Origin of the sequence: Streptomyces sp. NPDC096324, assembly GCF_044763015.1 — a bacterium.
Taxonomy (GTDB): Bacteria; Actinomycetota; Actinomycetes; order Streptomycetales; family Streptomycetaceae; genus Streptomyces.
In genome coordinates, this window is sequence record NZ_JBIWFK010000008.1 from 299,084 (window position 1) to 320,260 (window position 21,177).

A 21,177-nucleotide genomic window follows, 5' to 3' on the forward strand; every position below is an offset into this window, starting at 1 on the left:
GGCCGCGTGTGCGCATATGTGCTGGTGGCGGAGGACGACGAGAAGCAGGCGGAGCTGATACGCCGTTCGCTGCTGAGCGAGGGGCATACGGCAACCGTGGTCCACGACGGCGCGGCGGCGCTCGACGAGGTCCGGCGGCACCGGCCCGACCTCGTCGTCCTGGACCTGATGCTCCCGGTGGTCGACGGCTTCGGGGTGTGCCGGGTGCTGCGGCAGCACGACGACATCCCCATCCTGATGCTGACCGCCCGCTCCACCGAGGACGACGTCCTGCTCGGCCTGGAACTCGGCGCGGACGACTACATGACCAAGCCGTACAGCCCGCGCGAGCTCATGGCCCGAATCCGTACGGTACTGCGGCGCGGCGGAGGGGCCGCGGGTGAACGGCGGCCCGACCCGGTCGTCAGGGCGGCGGGGATCGTGGTGGACCCGCTGCGGCACACGGTCCTGTGCGACGGGTCGCCGGTGGACTGCACCCCCGGCGAGTACGCGATCCTGCTCGCGATGGCCGGCGAGCCCGAACGGGTCTTCTCCCGGCGGCAGTTGCTGCACCACACCCGGGGCATCGACCGGGCCTCGACCGAGCGGGCCATCGACGTGCACATCATGAACCTGCGCAGGAAGATCGAGGCGGACCCGCGCAGACCGACGCGTCTGGTGACCGTCTTCGGCGTCGGGTACAAGCTCAGGGGCGACCGGCCGTGAGCCGCGCCGTACCGCTGCGCAGGAGCCTGCTCGTGAAGCTCCTGATCACGTCCGTGCTCATCGCCCTGTGCTCCGTGGCCGCGACCGCCTGGCTCGCGGTGCAGACCACCACCCGGGCCATCCAGGAGGAGCAGGGCCAGGTGCTCGCCGAGGACATGGACATCCTGCGGCAGCTCAGCGGATACGCGGCCACCCACGCCGACTGGTCCGGAGTCGACGGGACACTGCGCGCGATCTCGCTGCGGACCGGCCGGCGCATCGCCCTGACCGCGGGCGACCGCACCCCCTTCGCGGACTCCGCGTCCCGCGGGACCTCCCTGCCGCCCCGGGCCGCCGCCACCGTGGATCCGCTGCGCACCGACACCTCCACGGAACCCGGGGCGCAGCTCACCGGAATCGACCCGCGTGCCGTGGGCCCGTACCGGCTGACCACGAACGAGCGTCTGAGGGTCGCCAAGCTCGCCACCGTGCGCCAACTCTGCTTCTCCCGCAACGGCGTTCGCACCCGCGCGGAGCGGATGCCCAGCGGCCGGACCGTGTTGAAGGGCGTGGACGGGACGATCGACCCCGGGTACGTGCCGACCGAATGCGCCGACGGCCTGCTCAACACCCCCACCCCGACCGAACAGAAGGCCCTGGACGCGCTGTCGGCACTCACCCGCACCTGTCTGGACCGGCACCAGGTGCACCTCGACCACTCCGTGGCGCTGCCGCTGGAGGCCGTGAGCGGCGCCACCGCCGTCCCCTACCTGACGGGGAAGCGACCGGTCGACCAGGACGGACCACTCGCCCGCACGGCGAACGCCTGCGTCGCCGAGGCCCGGCGCGGTCAACTCGATCCCTACGTCGCCCCGGTCGCCGAACTCTTCCTCGGCACGGGGGACACGCCCGTGCCCCGCTTCGACATGTCGGCCGCCAACAAGGCCAAGGTGTTCGGGGTCGCCGGACTGGTCCTCGCCCTCACGGTCGCCGTGACCGCGCTGGTCGCCACCCGGCTCGTACGCCCCCTGCGCGCGCTGACCCAGGCCGCGCGGCAACCGCCGGAGCGGCACGTACGCGTGCCCGTCACCACCCGGGACGAGACCGGCGTCCTGGCGCTCGCCTTCAACGAACTGACCGAGCGCCGCGAGCGGATGGAGGCCCAGCGCAAGGCGATGGTCAGCGACATCGCGCACGAACTGCGCACACCGCTCACCAACATCCGGGGCTGGCTGGAGGTGGCCCGCGACGGCATCGTCGACCCCGACCCGGAACTCCTCGCCTCCCTGCACGAGGAGGCCGTTGTCCTGCAGCGTGTCATCGACGACCTCCAGGACCTCGCGGCCGCCGACGCGGGTACGCTGCTGCTGCACCATGAGGAGGTGCGCGCCGACGAACTCCTCGAACAGGTCGCCGCGGCACACCGCGTCGGCGCGGATGCGGTCGGCGTGCGGCTGGTGACCGAGGTGGCCGGCACGCCCTGGCTGGACGCGGACCCCGTACGGATGCGTCAGGCGCTCGGCAATCTGGTGTCCAACGCGACCCGCCACACCCCGGCCGGCGGCACCGTCACCCTCTCCGCGCGCCGCGAGGAGGACGAGGTCGTGTTCGCGGTGGCCGACACCGGCGGCGGCATCGCTCCCGGAGATCTGGCCGACGTCTTCGACCGGTTCTGGCGGGCGGAGAAGTCCCGCAGCCGGCGCACCGGCGGCAGCGGCCTGGGCCTCGCCATCGTGCGCCAACTCGTCGCCGCCCACGCCGGGACCGTCTCCGTCACCAGCGAGGTCGGCACGGGTTCGGTCTTCACCCTGCGGCTGCCCCGCACCTCGCACCACATCCCGCACCACATCCCGCACCCGGCCCCGGTCACCGGCTCCGGCTGAGCACGCAGGAGACGCTTCAGCCGGTCCCCGGCAGCCCGGTCACCGGAACACGTTGTCGGAGTCGTCCAGGATCGACGGGTCGCCGATCATCGCCTCCCGCGGCACCCGCGTCGAGGTCTGGTACATCGCCTCGATCTCGGCCGCGTACCGCTGGGCGATCGCGTCCCGGCGCAGCTTCAGCGACGGCGTCAGCAGCCCGTTGGACATGTCGAAGGGTTCGGGGAGGACACGGAAGACCCGGATGGACTCGGAGCGGGACACGGTGGAGTTGGCCGCCGCGACCGCGCGCCTGACCTCCTCGCGCAGCTCGTTCTCCTCGCGCGCGTCCCGGGCCGGTGTCTCCCCCTTGGCCCGGGCCGCGCGCCAGTGCGTCACGAACTCCGGGTCCAGGGTGATGAGAGCGCCCACACAGGGCCTGTTGTCGCCCACGACGGCCGCCTGATGGATGAGCGGATGGACCCGCAGCCGTTCCTCCAGCGCCGCGGGGGCCACGCTCTTGCCCCCGCTGGTGATGATGATGTCCTTCTTGCGCCCGGTGATGGTCAGATAGCCCTCGGAGTCGACCCGGCCGATGTCCCCGGTCGCCAGCCAGCCGTCGCGGAACGAGGCCGCTGTCGCCGCGGCGTCGTTGATGTAGCCCTGGAACACGGAGGGCCCCCACACGAGGATCTCCCCGTCGTCGGACACATGGATCTCCGTGCCCGGCAGCGGACGTCCGACGGTCCCGAACTTCTCCCGCCCGACCGGCTGGGCGGTGATGCCTCCGCTGGTCTCGGTGAGTCCGTATCCGTCGTGGACGAAGATGCCGATTCCCGCGAAGAACAGGGCGAGTTCGCGGTTCAGCGGAGAGCCGCCCGAGACCGCGCCGCACACGCGTCCGCCGAGTGCGGCGCGCAGCCGCCTGTACACCGTCTTCTCGTAGAGGGAGTGCTGGAGCCGCAGATCGAAACCGGGGCCCGGTCCCGTACCGAGCCGCTGTTGCTCCTCGGCCCTGGCGAAGTCCTGCGCCGTGCGCACGGCACGCTCGAACAGCACGCCACGGCCCGCCCGTTGGGACGCCCGCACGAAGTTCTTGTAGATCCTCTCGAACACGGACGGGACGGCGTACAGATAGGTCGGCCGGAACGAGAGCATGGCCTCGGAGAGGGTCTCCTCCCGCAGATCCGGTTCGTGTCCCATCAGGATGCCGCCGCGCAGACAGATCCCCTGGATCATCAGCCCGTAGGCGTGGGAGAAGGGCAGGAACGCGAGCACCGCCGGCTGTGTGTCCGGCGGGGCCGCCGTCCGCCTCCAGCCTTCGAGCAGTGTGTCGCAGGGGCTCGCCAGGCTGCGGTGGGACAGGGCACAGCCCTTGGGCTGTCCCGTCGTGCCGGAGGTGTACGCGACGACCGCGGTCGAGTCGGCCAGCACGATCCGGCGCAGCGAGTCGACCGCGTTCGCGGGTATCGACCGGCCGCGCTCCACGAGCTGGGCCATCGCGCCGGCGTCCAACTGCCAGACGTGGCGCAGGAACGGGAGCGCGGCGCACGCGGAACCGACCGTCATGATGCCCTGTTCGTCCTCGACCACCACGCCCACGCAGTGCGCGTCCCGCAGGATCCACGCGACCTGCTCGTGCGACGACGTCGGATAGACCGGCACGATCTCGGCGCCCACCGACCACAGGGCATAGCTGAGCACCGTCCACTCGTACCGGGTGCGCGCCATGATGGCCACACGGTCGCCCGGCCGGATGCCGGACCGGACGAACCCCCGTGCCACGTCGACGACTTCGTCCCACAGCTCGGCCGCCGTCACCTGGACCCAGCCGCCCGATGGGCCTTCGGCGCGGCGCGCGAGCTGCGGCAGATCGGGGGTGTTGAGCGCCGTCACGCGGAGGCTGTCGGCAAGTCCCCCCTGGGTGGGTGCGATCGGCGGTGCGGAAAGGTGGGACTGATGCATGCGCCGCTCCGGGATTCTCCTCGACGCGACCTCACCCCCGGAGGCGCCGATGCCAAGGATTACTGAATGTAGCCCACTGGGGAGCGTTCCGTGTCCTGTTCCCGTATGCCGTGGCCGCTGCCGAGTCCTCGTTCGATCGGCCTGTCGGCCGGAGGCGGTGCGGAGCTCCACCCGGGGCGCGGGCACGGCGGGTGTGCCCGGGTCTACGGGCCGGGAACGGCGGGTTCGGATGTGGGGGGTACGCAGTACCACGCGAGCCCGGCGGCGGTCAGGTAGGCGAACGCACCGACGGCCGTGCTGACGCGGAGCCCTTCGCCATAGGTGGTCGCGGTGGCGAGCAGGGTGCCGCCGAGGGCGACACCGGTGGCACTGCCCACCTGGCGGGCCGTGTTGAAGAGGGCGGAAGCCGTCCCCGAGTACGCCGGAGGCGCGGAGCCCATCACGGTCGAGGTCGTGCCGGTGAGCGCGAAGGAGGTGCCGAATCCCACGGCCATCATGGGGGCGATGAGCAGGGGGTAGGCGGGGTCGGCGCCCGCCGCGGTCCAGCCCGCCAGACCCGCGGCGGCCAGGAGCATCCCGACGATCACCAGGGGCCGGTCTCCGGTACGGCGGGCGAGCCGGGCCGACAGGACGGAGGCGAACATGGTCATCGCCACCGCGGGGAGCAGCGCCGCCCCTGCTTCGAGCGCGCTGAAGCCGCGCTGGTGCTGGAAGTACAGGCTGGCGGTGAACACCATGGCGTAGAAGCCGAAGTTGAAGAGCAGGCCGATGGCGGCGCCGCCGCCCAGCGCGCGCGACCACAGCAGGTTCAGCGGCACCGCGGGGGATCGCGCCAGCCGTTCGCGGACGACGAAGGCGACGGCCGCCAGTACGGACAGGCTCGCCCCGGCGAGGACCGCCGGAGAGGTCCAACCGCGTCGTCCCGCCTCGTTGAGCGCGCCCGTCAGCAACGCCACCGCCGTCACCACCGCACACTGCGCGGGCCAGTCGACGGCGCGGGAGACCGACCGGGGCGAGGAGCCCACGTGGCGCAGCGTCAGCAGCAGACAGGCGATGCCCACCGGCAGATTGATCAGGAACACCCATCGCCAGCCGACCGTGGACACCAGCAGACCGCCCAGCAGCGGCCCTGCCGAGGCCGCGATGCCGGCCATGGATCCCCACAGCCCGAAGGCCCTCGAACGAGCGGCCGGAGCGTGATAGGTCTGCCGGAGCAACGCCAGCGAACCGGGCACGATCAACGCCGCCCCCAACCCCTCCACCAGCCGGGCCGCGGTCAGGAAGGGGGCGCCGGGCGCGAGGGCGCAGGCGGCGGAGGACACCGTGAACACGGCCACACCCGTGCAGAAGATCCGGCGGTTTCCCCACCGGTCGCCCAACGCGCCGCCCAGCAGCAGAAAGCCGGCGAAGACCAGGGTGTATCCGTCGGTGATCCACTGGACGCCCGTGACAGAGGCCGACATCTCCCGGCCGATCACCGGCACCGCGACGCTGACGATCGTCACGTCCAGGATCACCATGAAATACCCGGCGCACACGGCGATCAGCGGGAGCAAGGACGGCTCCCCGCTTTCCCCGCCGGCTTGACCCGGGTCGGCTGACGCTTCGTCATCGACCGGTTCTGAGAACGCCATACCCGCGATCCATCCTTTACCAGCATTCTTGACAAAGGCCACATTACGGGTGTCGCCGAGGGCGGGAGAGGACGTCGGTGCGGGAGCCCCGCGCGCTTCCGGCGCCGGGCGGACTCGGCGCGGCAAGTGACAGGGGAGACAGCGGCAAGTGACAGGGGAGACGAGTGATGTCGGCCGCCGGTGAGCGCGCCGCCACCTCCACGCCGCCACGAGACGCGAGCCCCTTGTCGAGAGGCCGGGCCGGCGGGGAGCCACGGGCGGATTTCTCTCATGTTCACCCTTCCGGGAAGCGGTCCCCGGCTGACAGACTCCGTTGGTGCGCGACTTCGACATGCTTGTCATCGGATCCGGCCCGGGTGGACAAAAAGCCGCCATCGCAGCGGCGAAGCTCGGCCGTCGGGTCGCCGTCATCGACCGCCCCGACATGGTCGGCGGGGTCTCCATCCACACCGGAACCATCCCCTCCAAGACGCTGCGTGAGGCGGTCCTGTATCTCAGCGGCCTCAGCCAGCGGGATCTGTACGGCCAGAGCTACCGGCTGAAGGAGGACATCACCGTCGCCGATCTGACCGCTCGCACCGAGCACGTGGTCAGCCGCGAGGTGGACGTCATCCGCAGCCAACTCTCGCGCAACCACGTGTCCCTGTTCGCCGGCATCGGCCGCTTCGTGGACGACCACACGGTCGCCCTGGTCGAGCCGAACGGCAACGAGAAGCGGTTGAGTGCCGACCACATCGTCATCGCGACGGGCACACGTCCGGCGCGGCCCGACACCGTCGAGTTCGACGGGCGGACGATCATGGACTCGGACAACGTCCTGAACCTGGAGCAGGTGCCCCGTTCCATGGTCATCGTCGGCGCCGGCGTGATCGGCATGGAGTACGCCTCCATGTTCGCCGCTCTCGGCTCCAAGATCACGGTGGTCGAGAAGCGGTCCGCGATGCTCGACTTCTGTGACGTCGAGGTGATCGAGTCGCTGAAGTACCACCTGCGGGACCTCGCCGTCACCTTCCGGTTCGGCGAGACCGTCGCCGCCGTGGAGCGGCACTCCCGGGGCACGCTAACGGTCCTGGAGAGCGGCAAGAAGATACCCGCCGACGCGGTCATGTACTCGGCGGGGCGACAGGGCCTCACCGACGAACTCGACCTCGGCAAGGCGGGGTTGTCCGCCGACCCGCGTGGGCGGATCACGGTCGACGAGCACTACCGCACCGAGGTGTCGCACATCTACGCCGTCGGTGACGTCATCGGCTTCCCGGCACTCGCGGCCACGTCGATGGAACAGGGCCGGACGGCCGCGTACCACGCCTGCGGTGAGCCGGTGAACCGGATGCACGACCTCCAGCCGATCGGCATCTACACCATCCCGGAGATCAGCTTCATCGGCCGGACCGAGGACCAGCTCACCGAGGACTGCGTGCCGTTCGAGGTGGGCGTGTCCCGCTACCGCGAACTGGCCCGGGGACAGATCATCGGCGACTCGCACGGCATGCTGAAGCTGCTGGTCTCGCCCGAGGACCGGAAGCTCCTCGGCGTCCACTGCTTCGGCACCGGCGCGACGGAGCTCATCCACATCGGCCAGTCCGTCATGGGCTGCGGCGGAACGGTCGACTACCTGGTCGACGCCGTCTTCAACTACCCGACGCTCGCCGAGTCCTACAAGGTCGCCGCGTTGGACGCGACCAACAAGATCCGCCAGATCGACCGCCTCAGGGACTGACCGCCGGTACGGGACTCCCGTACGGGCTCGCCGTGCGGGATCTCCGTACGAGATCGTCGCGCGAGATCGCCGTACGGGACTTCGCGAACGTACTGCGCGACACGGTCCGGGCATGGCACCGTGGACCCAGGGTCTGGCCCGTCGCTCCCCCCGTGGTGACGGGTCAGACCTCTGTGCCGTCCCGGCAGGAAAGCCGCCCGTCCCGGAACTATCGTGAAGAGCGGCCGGTCCGTGCCGGAGCCCGAGGACCCGGTGGGACCGACTCGACGGCGGCCCTGTGCCGTCCCGACGAGGAGGAGCCGGATGAACGGCACGATGCGGGCGGTACGCGGTCATCGGCGGGGTGGTCCCGAGGAGCTGATCTGCGAGGACGCGCCGAAGCCGGTCCCCGGTCACGGCGAGGTGCTGGTCGAGGTGCGGGCGGCGTCCGTCACGCCGGGGGAGCTGGACTGGGACGCGACCTGGACCGACGGCCTCGACGGCGGCAGCCCGCGGCTGCCGGCCGTGCCGTCCAAGGAGGTCTCCGGGGTCGTGGCCGAGCTCGGCCACGGGGTGACGGACTTCAGGCCCGGCGAGGCGGTCTACGGACTGATCCCCTTCACCCGGGACGGAGCCGCCGCCGAGTACGTGACCGTGCCCGCGGCGGTGCTCGCCGCGAAGCCCGGGCCGCTCGACCACGAACGGACGGCCGCGCTGCCGCTCGCGGGCCTCACCGCGTGGCAGGGCCTGGTCGACCACGCGGGCGTCACGGCCGGGGCGCGCGTGCTGGTGCACGGCGGCGCGGGCGGCGTGGGCTCGCTCGCCGTCCAGGTCGCGGCCGCGCTGGGGGCCGAGGTGACGGCGACCGCCTCGGCCGGGGACGCGGACTTCGTGGCGGGCCTCGGCGCCGAGACCGTGATCGACTACGCCGCGCAGCGCTTCGAGGACGAGGTGAAGGACGTGGATGTCGTCTTCGACACCGTCGGAGGGGACACACTGGCCCGGTCCTGGGAAGTGCTGCGCCCGGGCGGAGTCCTGGTCGGCGTCGTCGAGCCGCCGTCGCCGCCGGAGGGGACGGACGCCCGCGCGGTGTTCTTCGTGGTCGAGCCGGACCGTGCCGGTCTGGAGGAGCTGACGGCACTCGTCGAGGCGGGCCGGCTGATGCCGCAGGTCGACCGGATCCTTCCCCTGGAAAGCGCGCCGGGCGCCTACGCGGCCCTCGAACGCGAGCACCGGCGCGGCAAGATCGTCCTGCGGGTCTCCTAGGCGGGCGTCGCTGCCTGGTGGGGGCCGTCACACGTGACAGCGAGGGTGAACAAGCGCTTAGATAGTGGTTCCGACCTCGTTCGCGCGTGCTGGAGGCCCCGTTGCTGTTCACATCCGTCGACGACGTCTCGGCACGCCTCGCCGACACGGGCTATCTGGCGTCGCCCGCGGTCGCCACCACGGTCTTCCTGGCCGACCGGCTCGGCAAACCCCTCCTCGTGGAGGGCCCCGCGGGCGTCGGCAAGACCGAACTCGCCAAGGCCGTCGCCCAGGTCGCCGGAGCCCGGCTCGTCCGCCTCCAGTGCTACGAAGGCGTGGACGAGTCACGGGCGTTGTACGAGTGGAACCACGCCAAGCAGCTTCTGCGCATCACCGCGGGCCGGGACGAGACGTGGGACGAGACCCGCACGGACATCTTCTCCGAGGAGTTCCTGCTGCCGCGCCCGCTGCTGACCGCCATCCGCGGCGACGATCCGAAGGTCCTGCTGATCGACGAGACCGACAAGGCCGACATCGAGGTCGAGGGCCTGCTGCTCGAAGTGCTCAGCGACTTCCAGGTCACCGTCCCCGAACTGGGCACGATCACGGCGACCAGCCGCCCCTTCGTGGTGCTCACCTCGAACGCGAGCCGTGAACTGTCCGAGGCCCTGCGCCGCCGCTGCCTCTTCCTCCACATCGGCTTCCCCGACGAGGAGTTGGAGCGCAGGATCGTCCGGCTCAAGGTGCCCGGACTCGACGAGTCGCTCACCGAGTCCGTCGTCCGGGTCGTCGGGGCGCTGCGGGAGATGGACCTGCGGAAGGCCCCCTCCGTCGCCGAGACCATCGACTGGGCCCGCACCCTGCTCGCGCTGGGCGCCGGCACCCTCGACGAGAACGTCGTACGCGACAGCCTCGGCGTGATCCTCAAGCACCAGGACGACGTACTGAAGGCGGCGGCCAAGCTCGACCTGGGCGCCGTGTGAACGCCGTGCCGGCGGACGGTGCCGCGGACCGGCTGACCGGACTCGTCGGCGCGCTGCGCTCGCACGGTGTGCGGATCGGCACCGGCGAGACCGTGGACGCCGCGCGGGCGGTGGCGGCGCTGGGCTTCGCCGACCGTGACCGGCTGCGCGAGGGCCTAGCCGCCACCCTCCTCCACAACCCGGGGCAGCGCCGGGTGTTCGACCCCGTCTTCGACGTGTACTTTCCGCGGGGCGTGGGCGGGCCGGACGGCTCGGCGCCCGCGGACCGGGACGAGCTGCGCGAGCGCCTGGCGGCCGCCCTGGCCGCCGACGACCAGGCGCTCATGGGGCAGTTGGCGATCGAGGCCGTCGACGGGTTCGGCGGCTACGGTGGTACGACGGCGACGGACGGCTGGTCGTCGTACCAGACCCTCGACCGACTGCGGCCGCAGACACTGCTGGCCCGTGTGCGGGACACCGTCCGTACGGGGGGCGGCGCGGCGGGGTTCACCGACCGGCTGCTGGAGGACGAGATCCGCCGGCGTATCGAGGTGTTCCGCCGGCAGGTCGCGTCGGAGGCACGGCGGCGGATCGCCGAGCGGCGCGACCGTGACGAGATCGCCCGGCGCGCGGTCGCCCCGACCGCCGACCGCGTCGACTTCCTGTTCGCCGGCCGGGACCGGCTCGCCGAACTGCGCAAGGCCGTGCAGCCGCTGGCCCGCAAACTGGCCACCCGTCTCGCCGCGCGCCGCCGCCGCGCCCACCGCGGCACCATCGACCTGCGGCGCACCCTGCGCGGATCGCTGTCCACGGGCGGGGTGCCGATGCGCCCCGTGCTGCGCAGGCGCCGCCCCGTGCGGCCCGAACTGGTGCTGCTGTGCGACGTGTCGGGATCGGTGTCGGGCTTCTCGGACTTCACGATGCTGCTCGTGCAGGCGCTGCACGACCAGTTCAGCAAGGTGCGGGTGTTCGCCTTCGTCAACCGCGTCGACGAGGTGACCGGTCTCATCGGGCCGGGCGCCGCCGACCCCGAGGGGCTGAGCGCCCGGATCCGCGCGGAGGCGGCGATCACGGGCTGGCACGGCAGCAGCGACTACGGCGTCGCCCTCGGCGAGTTCGCCGAGCGGTACACCGGCGCGGTCGGCTCCCGGACGACCGTCTTCGTCCTCGGCGACGCCCGGACGAACATGAGCGACCCCAACCTGCCCGCCGTACGGCAGCTCACCCGGCAGGCCCGCCGCCTGTACTGGCTGAACCCCGAGGCGCGCTCGCAGTGGGGGACGGGCGACTCGGCCGCTCTCGCCTACGCCGACCTCGTGGAGATGCACGAGTGCCGCAACGCCCAGCAGCTCAGCGCGCTGATCGGCCGCCTGCTGCCCGTCTGAAGGGCCCACGGGCACGGCGGGTCCCGGCCGTCGCCGCGCCAGGAGGCCGTCAGCGTGCCAGCAGCCTGCGCAGCCAGACGAGCCGGGCGGCGCGGGCGGCCCGGGCGAGCCCGGTGTGCGGGGCGAAGGCGTCGAAGCCGTGGAAGCCCCCGGGCCACACGTGCAGCTCGGCCACGCCGCCCGCCTGCCAGATCCGCGACGCGTAGGCGACGGCCTCGTCCCGGAAGGTCTCCGCGGAGCCGACGTCCAGGAAGGCCGGGGGCAGCCCGGACAGGTCCGCGGCACGCGCGGGGGCGGCATAGGCGGGCACGTCCGGGCCGCCGCGGGCGTCGCCCAGCACGGCGGTCCAGGCGGTCTCGTTGGCCGTACGGTCCCAGGCGCCGACGCCCGCCATCTGGTGCGCGGACGGAGTGTCGTTGCGGTCGTCGAGCATCGGATACATCAGGACCTGCCCCAGCGGCCGCGGTCCCTTCCGGTCCCGGGCCAGCAGGGCGAGCGCCGCGGTGAGGCCCCCGCCCGCGCTGGCGCCCGCGATCACGATCCGCTCCGGATCGCCGCCGAGCTCCCCGGCGTGCCGCGCCGTCCACAGCAGTCCGGCGTAGACGTCCTCCACCCCGGCCGGGTACGGGTGTTCGGGTGCCAGCCGGTACTCCACGGACACCACGACCGCGTCCAGCTCCCTCGCCCACTCCAGGACGACCTCCGCCCCGGCCCGGTTGGTGCCGAGGACCATCCCGCCGCCGTGGGAGTGGTAGATCACCGGGCGCGGCCCGTGCTCGGGCGGCGCCACGGGCCGGATGACGAACAGCGAGATGTCGGGGGCCCCCGGCGGCCCCGGCACCGTCAGGTCCGTGGTCGTGAAGGCGCCGCCGTCGGTGAGGTCGTACGCGGGTACGGCGGCCCGCTGCACGGCGCGCAGGGCGGCGATGTCCGCCAGGGTCGGCCCGGACGGCACGGAGGGCCCGGCCGCCGCGAGGGCGGCGTCCAGTTCGGGGTCGAACGGGGGCGGTACCAACAGCATGACGTCTCCTCGTGCCGAGCCCGGCGGCTCCCGGATGCCATGATCGGGCGCCGTGCTCCCGGACCGGGAGCCGCCGTACGGCGGAACCTGCCCCCGGCCCGGCCGGCCATGCCCGCCGCGGTGGCGCCCGAGGGCGCCACCGCGACGAACGGGAGAGGGCCGGACCGGGGAGGACCCGTCAGCCCACGATGCGGTGGGTCGTCCAGAACGACGTCAGGTCCGTGGTCGTGGCGGCCTGGGCGGCCGCCTTGAACTCGGCCGTGGTCGAGACGCCGTACCAGTGCGAAGTGGCGTAGCTCTTCAGCAGGTTGGCCATGACGGTGTCGCCGAGCACGCGCCGCAGGTCGTGCAGGGCGCACTTGCCGTAGCCGTAGACGACGGTGGAGTAGCGGGACGAGTGGGCGTCCCAGTAGGCCATCGAGTTGGTGATGTTCTCCGCGCTCGACGCCCAGGAGACGCTGCTCCAGCAGCTCGTTCCGGTCTTGCCCTGCGCGAGGTCGGTGGCGTAGTCGGTGAACGCCTCGTCGAGCCAAGGGTTGTTGTACTCGTCGTCACCGACGATCCCGTAGAACCACTGGTGCCCGATCTCGTGGGTGAGCGCCGTGGTGCTGACCAGGTCGAGGACGAATCCGGGGTACTCCATGCCGCCGAACCAGTAGTTGTTGTCGATGACCGCGTCCAGCTCGCCGTACGGGTACGCGCCGAAGCGCGCGGCGTGGGCGTCCACCGCGGACTTGGCGGTGGAGAGCATCGACTGGGAGTCGGAGGAGCTGATGCCCGAGACGGAGTAGATGTTGATCGCGGTGCCGGCGGTGGAGGTGCCGGAGATCTTGCTGAACGGACCGGCGGCCCAGGCGAAGTCCCGGACCTTGGAGGCCGTGGCCGTGGTGACCGTACGTCCGCTCGAACCGGCGGTGTCGACCGAGGTGCCGGTGGCCGGGACGAGGAGGCTCGTCGGATGGTCGAGCGTCACCTTGAAGTCGGCGGCCAGGGAGTAGAAGGACTCGCCGTTGTTGGTGTACGGGTCCAGGTGCCAGCCGGAGCCGTCCTTGACCGCGAGTACCGGCAGGGCGTTGCCGATGTTGACGAAGGCCCCGTCGTAGCCGAAGCGGTCGGCGCCGCTGGGCACGGTGATGGCCAGGTCGAAGCCGATCGTCGCGCTCTGGCCCTGCGCCAGCGGTGACGACAGGCTGATCTGGAGCGCTGTGCAGGCCACCGAGAGCGAGCCGGCGGTGCCGCCGCTGACGTTGCTGACGACGATGGGCATCGCGGAGCAGGTGCCGTGGTAGTTGTCCCACAGCCTCAGGTACACCTCGCTGAGCGAGGTGGAGGAGGCGTTGGTGAAGGTCACGCTCTCGTGACCGCTCCAGGAGGTGCCGCTCGTGTTGCTGGTCAGGCTGACCGTGTACCCGGGGGCGGCGGGGGTACGGGTGGAGTCGGCCGGCGGGGTCGTTCCACCCGAGGTGTTCAGGGCGATGTCGTCGAGGACGAAGCTCGTCTGGAGGCTGGAGTCCTCCGTGCCGGTGAAGGCGAGGGTGACGGTCTGGCCGGCGAACGCCGAGACGTCGAAGGTCTTCTGGACGTATCCCGAGGCCTTGTTGAGGTTCGAGTACGTCGCCAGGGTGGTGCTGCCGATCTTCGCCGTCAGCTTGTCGTAGGCCGTCGACGAGGTCGTCTCGGTCGTGTCGATGTGCAGCCAGAACGTGAGACTGGCACTGCTGCACCCGGACGGGATCGTGACGCTCTGCGAGAGCGTGTCCGTGTGGGTGCTGCCCACGCCGTCCAGCCAGGCGAAGGTGGTGCCGCCGTGGGCGGTCTGGCCGGTGCGGCTGGTGATCACGGAGGTCGAGGACTGGGTCCAGGGCGAAGCGCCGCTCTCGAAGCCGCCGTTGGTCACCACCTGGGCGGGCGTGCAGGCCGCCGCGGCGGCCGGTGCGGTGCTCGTCTCGGCGGCCGCGGGGATGCCGGGGAGCGAGACGGCGGCCAGGGCGGCGACGACGACGGCGCGCGCCAGGGCCTTGAGGGGGGTCGGTCTCACACGAAACTCCTTTGAGGCGGCCGGGATTCCGGCAGCTCGGTGGCCGCCCGGGACGACTGGGGTGCGCCGCTGGGTGGCCGCGATCCGCGCACGGGTGCGCGCGGTCGCCTGGTGAGATTTCCGTGCCGTCACCCTGGGGTCAGGGCGACGGCATCGGAAAGCCTCGCAGATTTGACCTAGACATGCCATCAATCCACGGCAAAGGAGAGTGCGCGGGCCGGATGCCGCTCAGGACCCCGGCCGGCTCAGGGCGGGGGTCAACCGCGACCAGGGATTGGGGAGTTCGCCGATCACCGGTCCGGCCACCGCCGCACCGCGGTCACGCGCGGTGCGCACGGCCAGCGGGACGAGTGCCTCGGGGACGCCGTAGACCAGATGACAGAACCGCTCGGGCGGATGCCGCATGGTCCACGCCGGTCTGCTGAACGCCGACACATAGGTGGACCAGTGGCCCTCGAACGTGACGAGCAGATCCGCGCAACGGGCGTACCCCGGCGCCGGGTGGACTCCCATGTTCAGCACGACCGGAGCCGTACCGGTCCGGCGCAGCTCCTGCACCAGCCGCCGGCAACCGGGCAGCGCCTCCGGAGTGGGCGCCACCCGGTCGAGGAAACACCCCTGGGTTCCGTACCAGTCCCGGTGCCGCAGGACCTCGTCCGCGACGAGATCCGGATCGCGCGCGCCGTAGTCCGTGTCGACGTAACCGAGCAGCCGGGCCCCCGCCGAGCTCAGCGCGTCCGCCGCCGCGGCGAACGCGGGATCCGGGCCCCGGCCAGGTCCGTCGGCCGGGTTGATGACGACCCCGTACGTCCCGTCGGCCGCCGCGATCAGACGGTGCCAGGCCCCCGGGTCCTCGGCCGGGTGGACGTACAGTGGAATCAGCAGGCTCATGGGGTGCGGTCGCCTTCGGCCCGCGGGAGGGAACCGGCTCCCGCCGTGGCCCGCCAGAGCGCGGCCAGCGAGTCGTCGAGCGTCAGCGCGGGCCGCCAGCCGAGCGCTTCCTCGGCGGCGGTGATGTCGGAGCACTGCCACGACACCTCGCCCGAACGCGCGGAGCCGCCGCCGTTCTCCTCGATGCGTCCCCGGAACCCGGCGACCCGTGCCAGACCGCCGACCAGTTCGCGCACCGGGACGGCCTTGCCGCAACCGATGTTCAGGACCCGCGGCAGAGGTCCGGGGGCCGTCGCGGCGGCCGCGGCCGCCCGTGCCACATCGCGCACGTCCACGAAGTCACGGTACGCCGAGAGGTCCCCCAGCCGGACGACCGCGTCCGGGTCGGGGCCGGCGTCGCGGAGCAGCCCCGCGATCCGGCCCGGCAGCCCCGTGGACGGTGCTCCGGGACCCACGGGGTTGCCGACCCGCAGTACCACCGCGTCGAGGCCGGAAGTGGTGACGGTGACCGTGCCCGCGAGCTTGGTGGCCCCGTACGGAGTGAGGGGACAGGTGGCCGAGGACTCGGTCACGGCGGTGTCCCGGACGCCGGGACCGTACTCGGCGGCCGACCCCAGATGGACCAGCCGGGCGGCCGGCGCCGCCTCGCGCAGCGCGGCGCACAGGACGGCGGGACCACGGGAGTTGACCTCGGAGAGGGTCACGGCGTCGCCGCCGGTCGCGCCCGCGCAGTTGACGACGGCGTCGGGCGCGGCCGCGGCCAGGGCCGGGACCAGCAGCTCCCGGCGGGCGGTGGCCAGGTCGATGCCGAACTCGGCGGCGGGCGAGCGCCCGCCGCCGAGCACCCGCACGCCCGGGAGGGTGCGCAGGTGCTCGGCGACATGGCCGCCCAGATAGCCGGTGAAGCCCAGGACGAGAATGCGCATGCGGTGGTCAGGCTCCCTTGAGCAACAGCGACTTGCGGGTGGTGAACTCGGCGTTGGCCCGGTCGTAGTCGTCCGGGCGCCCGATGTCGAGCCAGTACCCGTCGAACTCGTAGGCGTGCGGCTCGCTGCCGCTCCGCAGCAGGTCGAGGACCAGCTCGTCGAAGCCCAGCGGCAGCCCCGGTGTGTAGCCCTCGAGCGTGGAGCGCGACAGGCCGTACACGCCCATGGAGACGTGGTAGTCCATGCTCGGCTTCTCGGTGAAGGCGACCACCTTGCGGTCGTCGGTGGTCAGCACGCCGAAGTCGATGCGTACCTTGCGCGCGTACGTCGCGATGGTCAGCGGTGCGCCCGAACCGCGGTGCCGCAGCAGGAGGTCGCCGTAGTCGAGGTCGGTGAGCACGTCGCCGTTCATCACCAGGAACGACTCGGGCAGCCGGTCGCGCATGGTCAGCAGCGGGCCCATGGTGCCGAGCGGGCTCTCCTCGGTGGAGTAGTCGATGGCCAGGCCCCATTGGGACCCGTCGCCGACGTAGGCGCGGATGATCTCGCCCAGGTGGCCCACGGCGATGGTGCAGCTCGTGAAGCCGGACGAGACGAGCTGGCGGAGCACGATCTCCAGGATGGCGTGCTGGTCGCCGATGGGAACGAGGGGTTTGGGCAGGGCGGTGGTGTACGGCCGCAGCCGAACGCCCTTGCCTCCGGCCAGAATCACTGCGTGCATGGGGTGCGCTTTCCTTCGTGGGGCGTGCCGAACGGAATCGGACGTTGTGAACGGTCAGAAGCTGTGAACGGTCAGATGTTGTAGATGCCGGTCTTGTAGCGGGCCAGGTTCGCCGGTTCACGGAAGAACTCGACGGTCCGCGCGAGCCCTTGTTCCAGGTCGTGGGCGGGACTCCAGCCCGTCGCCCCGGCCAGCCGGGTCGCGTCGGCGACCAGCCGCATCACCTCGGAGCCGGCCGGACGGATGCGCCCGGCGTCCTCGCGCACGTCGAGGGCTGTGTCCATCACCTTGCCGATCAGTGCCACCAGGTCGCCGACCGAGATCTCCCCGCCCGTACCGGCGTTGAAGGTCCGGCCCACGACCCGGTCCGCGGGCGCCGTGCCCACGGAGAGGAACGCCTGGGCGGTGTCCTCGACGAAGGTGAAGTCACGGGTGGGCCGCAGATCGCCGAGGGTGATGACGCGTTCGCCCGCGGCCACCTGACCGATGACGGTGGGGATGACCGCGCGCATCGACTGGCGCGGGCCGAAGGTGTTGAACGGCCGCAACGTCACCACGGGCGTGTCGAAACTCGCGTGGTAGCTGTCGGCCAGCCGGTCCGCGCCCGCCTTCGAAGCGGCGTACGGGGACTGGGTGTTGATGGGGTGGTCCTCGGTGATGGGCACGGTCTGGGCGGTGCCGTAGGTCTCGCTGGTGGAGGTGTGCACGAGCCGGGGTGTGCCGAGCGCGCGTACCGCCTCCAGCACGTTGAGGGTGCCGGTGACGTTGGTGTCCACATAGCTGTGCGGTGCCTGGTAGGAGTACGGGATCGCGATGAGTGCGGCCAAGTGGTAGACGCAGTCGGCGCCTTCGGCCAGCCCGCGCACCGAACCCGGATCCCGGACGTCGCCCAGCACGATGTCCACCTGGTCCAGGACGTCGGGGCGCAGGGTCTCCAGCCAGCCGTACGAGGAGAAGGAGTTGTACTGCGCCATGGCCCTCACCCGGTGCCCTGAGGCGACCAGCGCCTCGGTGAGGTGGGAGCCGATGAAACCCTCGGCTCCGGTGACGGCGGCGAGCGGTTGGGTGGTCAACTCGGTGGTCCTTCCGGTTGGTTGTTCGTGAGATGGGCGATGGGTGATGGGTGATGCGGACGAAGGCACGGCGGCCCTCCGGATCCGTGCCGGAGGGGCGGTGCGGGACGGTTCAGGCGTGCGGGGCCGGTCGCCCCAGCAGCCGCAGGGCACAGGCCGCCAGAACCAGGCAGGCCGTACCGCAGGACAGGGTCAGCGCGTCGGGGCCCGGCAGGGAGCGGAGCACGGTGGCCGAGGCGGCACCGCAGGCCGCCGCCAGACAGACCACGGCCGGCAGCCAGGCGGCCCCGAACGCCTGGAGCAGCAACGCGGTCCACAGCGTGGCCGCGAGCAGCAGCAGGGGGGCCGGTTCGGCGCCGGTGAGCAGGGCCGCGGGCAGCAGCGGGAGCACGTAGAGCAGCAGACAGAGGCCGAGGACGCCGGTCGAACGCACCAGGAAGGCGGCGGGCGTCGCGGTCGCCCGCAGCACCGACACCGACATCCCCCGATACCGGTACAGCAGCCACTCCGCCGGTCCCATGCTGACGGTCAGCACGACCACGGCGTACGGGTGCTGCCGGCCCTCCAGCAGCACCAGCGCCCCGGCGGACAGCCCGAACACGCCGTACGGCAGCGACCGCAGCAGCGACGGACGGGCCGCACCCGGCACCGGGGAGGCCGCGAGCGCCGCCCGCAGCGCCCATCCGGCCCCGGCGACCGAGCCGAATACGGACAGCAGTGCCAGCGCGACCCGCGGCACGGGTCCGGGGTCCCACCAGGGCAGCGCCGCCGCGCCGGCGATCAGCGGGGTGAGGGCGGCCAGCAGCAGCCGCTCCCCGCCGAGGACGAGCAGCACCCCGGCCGCCGCGAGATACACCGACTGCGCCGCGGCGACCTCGATCGCGGTGCCGGACCCGCCGGTCGCCACGCCGGTCAGCGCCCCGGCCACCGTGGCCGTGAGCGCGCCGAGCGGTGCCCCCACGAGCAGGGTCAGGCCCGCTTCCCGGCGGCCGACGGCCATCCGCACGTAGGCGCGGTGGCCGAGCGCCTGGCCCCAGGCCCAGGAGACGAGGCCGGCCACCACCAGGACGCGGAGATCACGCCCCGCGTGCCACAGCGGCGCGGTCAGCAGGTAGGCGAGGCCCGGCAGCGCGAACAGCGCCCCGCGCAACGCGCAGCGCACATGGTCCGGACGCCAGGGGTCGGCCGGCCGCGTCGGCTCCGGAAAGGTGCGCGGCACCCGTTCGTACAGCGCGGAGGCGAGCGAGAAGAGGTTCGGATGCCCGTACCGCTCCTGGATGACCTCGGCGGTCAGCCCCTCCGACTCCAGCAGGGCCGCCACCTCGTACGGGTGGACCGCCGGGCCGATGCCGTCCGCCAGTTCGGCGGCGAGCCGGTCGACCGCGTCCCGCTCCGCACCGGGGCCGGGAGCGGACCGGGCGGGCGTGCGGTCGGCGGCGAGCCGCAGGGACAGCGTGTCGCCGCCCGTGCCGCCCGGTTCCAGCGCCATCGGTCCGCTCATCCGACGAGGCTCCTCGACCTGGACGCGGCCGCGCGGCCGGCCGGTACCGCCGACGGGGCGCCGGCGGACGCGGGAACGCGCGGGCCGGTCCCGCCGAGCGCCGACAGTTCGAGGTAGATGGTCCGGAAGGTGTCGACCGTCTGCCGCAGGGTGAACTGCTCGATGACGCGCAGCCGGGCCGCCTCGCCCATCGAGGCGCGCCGCCCGGCGTCGCCGAGCAGTTCGAGGGCGGCGGCGGCCATGGCGGCCGGATCGCGGGGCGGGACGACGAGACCGCTGTCGCCCACCGCCTCGCGCACCCCGCCCACGTCCGTGGAGACGGTCGCCCGCCCGCACGACATGGCCTCGATCAGGGTGAACGGGAAACCCTCGCTGATGCTGGAGAGCATCACGACGCTGCCCGCCGCGTAGGCGTCCTTGATGTCGTCCACACGGCCCTCGAAGGTGACCGCTTCCGCCTGGCCCAGTTCGGCGGCCAGCGCCTCGCAGCGTTCGCGGTAGACCTCGCCGCCGCGCGGGGTGCCGCCGAACAACCGAAGCCGTGCGTCCGGGAGTTGTGCCCGCACGAGCGCGAACGCCCGGATCAGGGTCTCCAGGTCCTTGATCGGGTCGACGCGTCCGGCCCAGCTCAGCGTCGGCCGCTCCGGCTCCGGGCCGGCGTGCGGAAAGGCGGCCGGGTCCACGCCGTTGTAGACGGTGCGGATCGACTCGGGCGCGGCGCCGCCCTGTTCCTCCCACAGCCGGTTGTAGCGGTTGCCCGGGGTGATCAGGGCCGCGCGCCGGTACGTCTCCTCGGCGAGCAGCCGGAAGAAGCCCAGCACGAGCGCCTTGACCGGCCAGCGGTACGGGGCCGTGCGGTAGCCGAGGTAGCGCTCGCGCAGATACACGCCGTGCTCGGTCAACAGCAGCGGGACGCCGTGTCGTTCGAGCGCGGCGAGGCCCGGCAGTACGGCGACGCCGCCGCTGACCGCGTGCGCCACCCCGTGTTCGGGCAGCGGCGCGGTGAGCGGGCGCAGCGCGTGCTCCAGCAGGGCGGTCGCGGTGATGGCGTCGTGCAGGGTCGGCCGGGCCTCGCGGACGGCCAGACCCGGGCGGTTCCACACGCCGGTCAGGACGCCGATCGCCCGGTCGCCGCGCAGGAAGGGACTCAGCGTCCCGTCCGCCGCGGCCCGCGCCATCGCGTACAGGGCTGTGGCGAACCCGTCCTCGGCGCACGGATCGAGCAGCGCGGTCAGGAACTGTTCGTAGGCGGTGGTGAGTTGCCTGCGGCGCCGGCCGCGTGGGGGGCGGCCGGCGGGCGCGGGCCCCCACATGGGGACCGTGACGACGTCCGCCACGTGTGCGGGAATGTCCCACACGGCGGGTTCACGTCCGGTGCCGGTCACGGCGATGACGCCGAAGTCGAAGTCGGGCATGCCGGCGACGAGTTGGTCGCACCAGACACTGACGCCGCCGTGACTGTGCGGGTAGGTGCCTTCGGTGAGCAGGGTGACGCGCGTCGTGCTGGGGCGCGCGCCGCGGGGAACGTGCATGGATGTGCTCCACGGCCGAGGTTGGGGTGGTCGGGCCCGTC

16 protein-coding genes are annotated in these 21,177 nt (G+C 72.4%); 6 read left to right on the forward strand and 10 right to left on the reverse strand.

Annotated elements, in window-relative coordinates:
• Positions 1-6: 6 nt before the first annotated feature.
• Together ACIQ7M_RS23820 and ACIQ7M_RS23825 are read left to right on the forward strand one after the other, a co-directional pair.
• Positions 7-705 (forward strand): response regulator transcription factor, encoded by a 699-nt coding sequence (locus tag ACIQ7M_RS23820; RefSeq protein WP_403647597.1) that lies wholly within the window; start codon positions 7-9, stop codon positions 703-705.
• On the forward strand, positions 702-2,567 hold the full coding sequence (locus ACIQ7M_RS23825; protein ID WP_403647600.1) for a sensor histidine kinase: 1,866 nt from the start codon (positions 702-704) through the stop codon (positions 2,565-2,567). Before ACIQ7M_RS23820 ends, ACIQ7M_RS23825 begins: the two co-directional genes overlap by 4 nt.
• A 39-nt stretch (positions 2,568-2,606) precedes the next feature.
• On the opposite strand, the gene ACIQ7M_RS23830 is transcribed toward ACIQ7M_RS23825, so the two are convergent.
• Both ACIQ7M_RS23830 and ACIQ7M_RS23835 read right to left on the reverse strand, forming a co-directional pair.
• The gene (locus tag ACIQ7M_RS23830; RefSeq protein WP_403647603.1) at positions 2,607-4,508 is read right to left on the reverse strand and encodes an AMP-dependent synthetase/ligase; all 1,902 of its coding nucleotides are present in this window, start codon (positions 4,506-4,508) and stop codon (positions 2,607-2,609) included.
• Between the two features lie 203 nt (positions 4,509-4,711).
• Positions 4,712-6,064 (reverse strand): MFS transporter, encoded by a 1,353-nt coding sequence (locus ACIQ7M_RS23835; RefSeq protein WP_403647606.1) that lies wholly within the window; start codon positions 6,062-6,064, stop codon positions 4,712-4,714.
• A 394-nt stretch (positions 6,065-6,458) separates the two neighbouring features.
• On the opposite strand from ACIQ7M_RS23835, the gene sthA reads away from it, so the two are divergent.
• The 4 genes from sthA (at position 6,459) to ACIQ7M_RS23855 (ending at position 11,433) form a co-directional block, all read left to right on the forward strand.
• Positions 6,459-7,862, forward strand: coding sequence for a Si-specific NAD(P)(+) transhydrogenase (gene sthA / locus ACIQ7M_RS23840; protein WP_403647609.1), 1,404 nt, complete (start codon positions 6,459-6,461; stop codon positions 7,860-7,862).
• A gap of 303 nt (positions 7,863-8,165) precedes the next feature.
• Positions 8,166-9,107 carry an NADP-dependent oxidoreductase gene (locus tag ACIQ7M_RS23845; protein WP_403647612.1) on the forward strand — a complete coding sequence of 314 codons (942 nt, stop codon included), beginning with the start codon at positions 8,166-8,168 and terminating at the stop codon, positions 9,105-9,107.
• Between the two features lie 104 nt (positions 9,108-9,211).
• Positions 9,212-10,069 carry an AAA family ATPase gene (locus ACIQ7M_RS23850; RefSeq protein ID WP_386985347.1) on the forward strand — a complete coding sequence of 286 codons (858 nt, stop codon included), beginning with the start codon at positions 9,212-9,214 and terminating at the stop codon, positions 10,067-10,069.
• Entirely contained in the window at positions 10,066-11,433 is a 1,368-nt protein-coding gene (locus tag ACIQ7M_RS23855) for a VWA domain-containing protein (protein WP_403647615.1), read from the forward strand. Before ACIQ7M_RS23850 ends, ACIQ7M_RS23855 begins: the two co-directional genes overlap by 4 nt.
• 49 nt (positions 11,434-11,482) lie before the next feature.
• On the opposite strand, the gene ACIQ7M_RS23860 is transcribed toward ACIQ7M_RS23855, so the two are convergent.
• The 8 genes from ACIQ7M_RS23860 to pelF all read right to left on the reverse strand — a co-directional run bounded on the left by ACIQ7M_RS23860 (position 11,483) and on the right by pelF (position 21,136).
• The gene (locus ACIQ7M_RS23860) at positions 11,483-12,454 is read right to left on the reverse strand and encodes an alpha/beta hydrolase (RefSeq protein ID WP_403647618.1); all 972 of its coding nucleotides are present in this window, start codon (positions 12,452-12,454) and stop codon (positions 11,483-11,485) included.
• Between the two features lie 178 nt (positions 12,455-12,632).
• Complete coding sequence (locus tag ACIQ7M_RS23865; RefSeq protein ID WP_403647621.1) at positions 12,633-14,492, reverse strand: M1 family aminopeptidase; 1,860 nt, start codon at positions 14,490-14,492, stop codon at positions 12,633-12,635.
• A gap of 228 nt (positions 14,493-14,720) precedes the next feature.
• A complete protein-coding gene (locus tag ACIQ7M_RS23870) occupies positions 14,721-15,383 on the reverse strand; it encodes a spherulation-specific family 4 protein (protein ID WP_403647624.1) in 663 nt (220 codons plus the stop codon).
• A complete protein-coding gene (locus tag ACIQ7M_RS23875; protein ID WP_403647627.1) occupies positions 15,380-16,309 on the reverse strand; it encodes an NAD-dependent epimerase/dehydratase family protein in 930 nt (309 codons plus the stop codon). The genes ACIQ7M_RS23870 and ACIQ7M_RS23875 overlap by 4 nt, the downstream gene beginning before the upstream one ends.
• A gap of 7 nt (positions 16,310-16,316) precedes the next feature.
• Positions 16,317-17,030, reverse strand: coding sequence for a sugar phosphate nucleotidyltransferase (locus ACIQ7M_RS23880; protein WP_386984010.1), 714 nt, complete (start codon positions 17,028-17,030; stop codon positions 16,317-16,319).
• A gap of 71 nt (positions 17,031-17,101) precedes the next feature.
• Positions 17,102-18,103, reverse strand: a complete 1,002-nt coding sequence (locus ACIQ7M_RS23885) for a GDP-mannose 4,6-dehydratase (RefSeq protein ID WP_403647631.1) — start codon at positions 18,101-18,103, stop codon at positions 17,102-17,104.
• Between the two features lie 112 nt (positions 18,104-18,215).
• Positions 18,216-19,604 carry a hypothetical protein gene (locus tag ACIQ7M_RS23890; protein ID WP_403647634.1) on the reverse strand — a complete coding sequence of 463 codons (1,389 nt, stop codon included), beginning with the start codon at positions 19,602-19,604 and terminating at the stop codon, positions 18,216-18,218.
• Positions 19,601-21,136, reverse strand: a complete 1,536-nt coding sequence (pelF, locus tag ACIQ7M_RS23895) for a GT4 family glycosyltransferase PelF (protein WP_403647637.1) — start codon at positions 21,134-21,136, stop codon at positions 19,601-19,603. Before pelF ends, ACIQ7M_RS23890 begins: the two co-directional genes overlap by 4 nt.
• Positions 21,137-21,177: the final 41 nt, after the last annotated feature.

Excerpts from the sequence above, each read along its gene's own strand:
- ACIQ7M_RS23830 (WP_403647603.1), bottom strand. The coding sequence starts at position 4,508 with ATGCATCAGTCCCACCTTTCCGCACCGCCGATCGCACCCACCCAGGGG.
- ACIQ7M_RS23845 (WP_403647612.1), top strand. The coding sequence starts at position 8,166 with ATGAACGGCACGATGCGGGCGGTACGCGGTCATCGGCGGGGTGGTCCC.
- ACIQ7M_RS23860 (WP_403647618.1), bottom strand. The coding sequence starts at position 12,454 with ATGCTGTTGGTACCGCCCCCGTTCGACCCCGAACTGGACGCCGCCCTC.
- ACIQ7M_RS23870 (WP_403647624.1), bottom strand. The coding sequence starts at position 15,383 with ATGAGCCTGCTGATTCCACTGTACGTCCACCCGGCCGAGGACCCGGGG.
- ACIQ7M_RS23875 (WP_403647627.1), bottom strand. The coding sequence starts at position 16,309 with ATGCGCATTCTCGTCCTGGGCTTCACCGGCTATCTGGGCGGCCATGTC.
- ACIQ7M_RS23880 (WP_386984010.1), bottom strand. The coding sequence starts at position 17,030 with ATGCACGCAGTGATTCTGGCCGGAGGCAAGGGCGTTCGGCTGCGGCCG.
- ACIQ7M_RS23890 (WP_403647634.1), bottom strand. The coding sequence starts at position 19,604 with ATGAGCGGACCGATGGCGCTGGAACCGGGCGGCACGGGCGGCGACACG.
- pelF (WP_403647637.1), bottom strand. The coding sequence starts at position 21,136 with ATGCACGTTCCCCGCGGCGCGCGCCCCAGCACGACGCGCGTCACCCTG.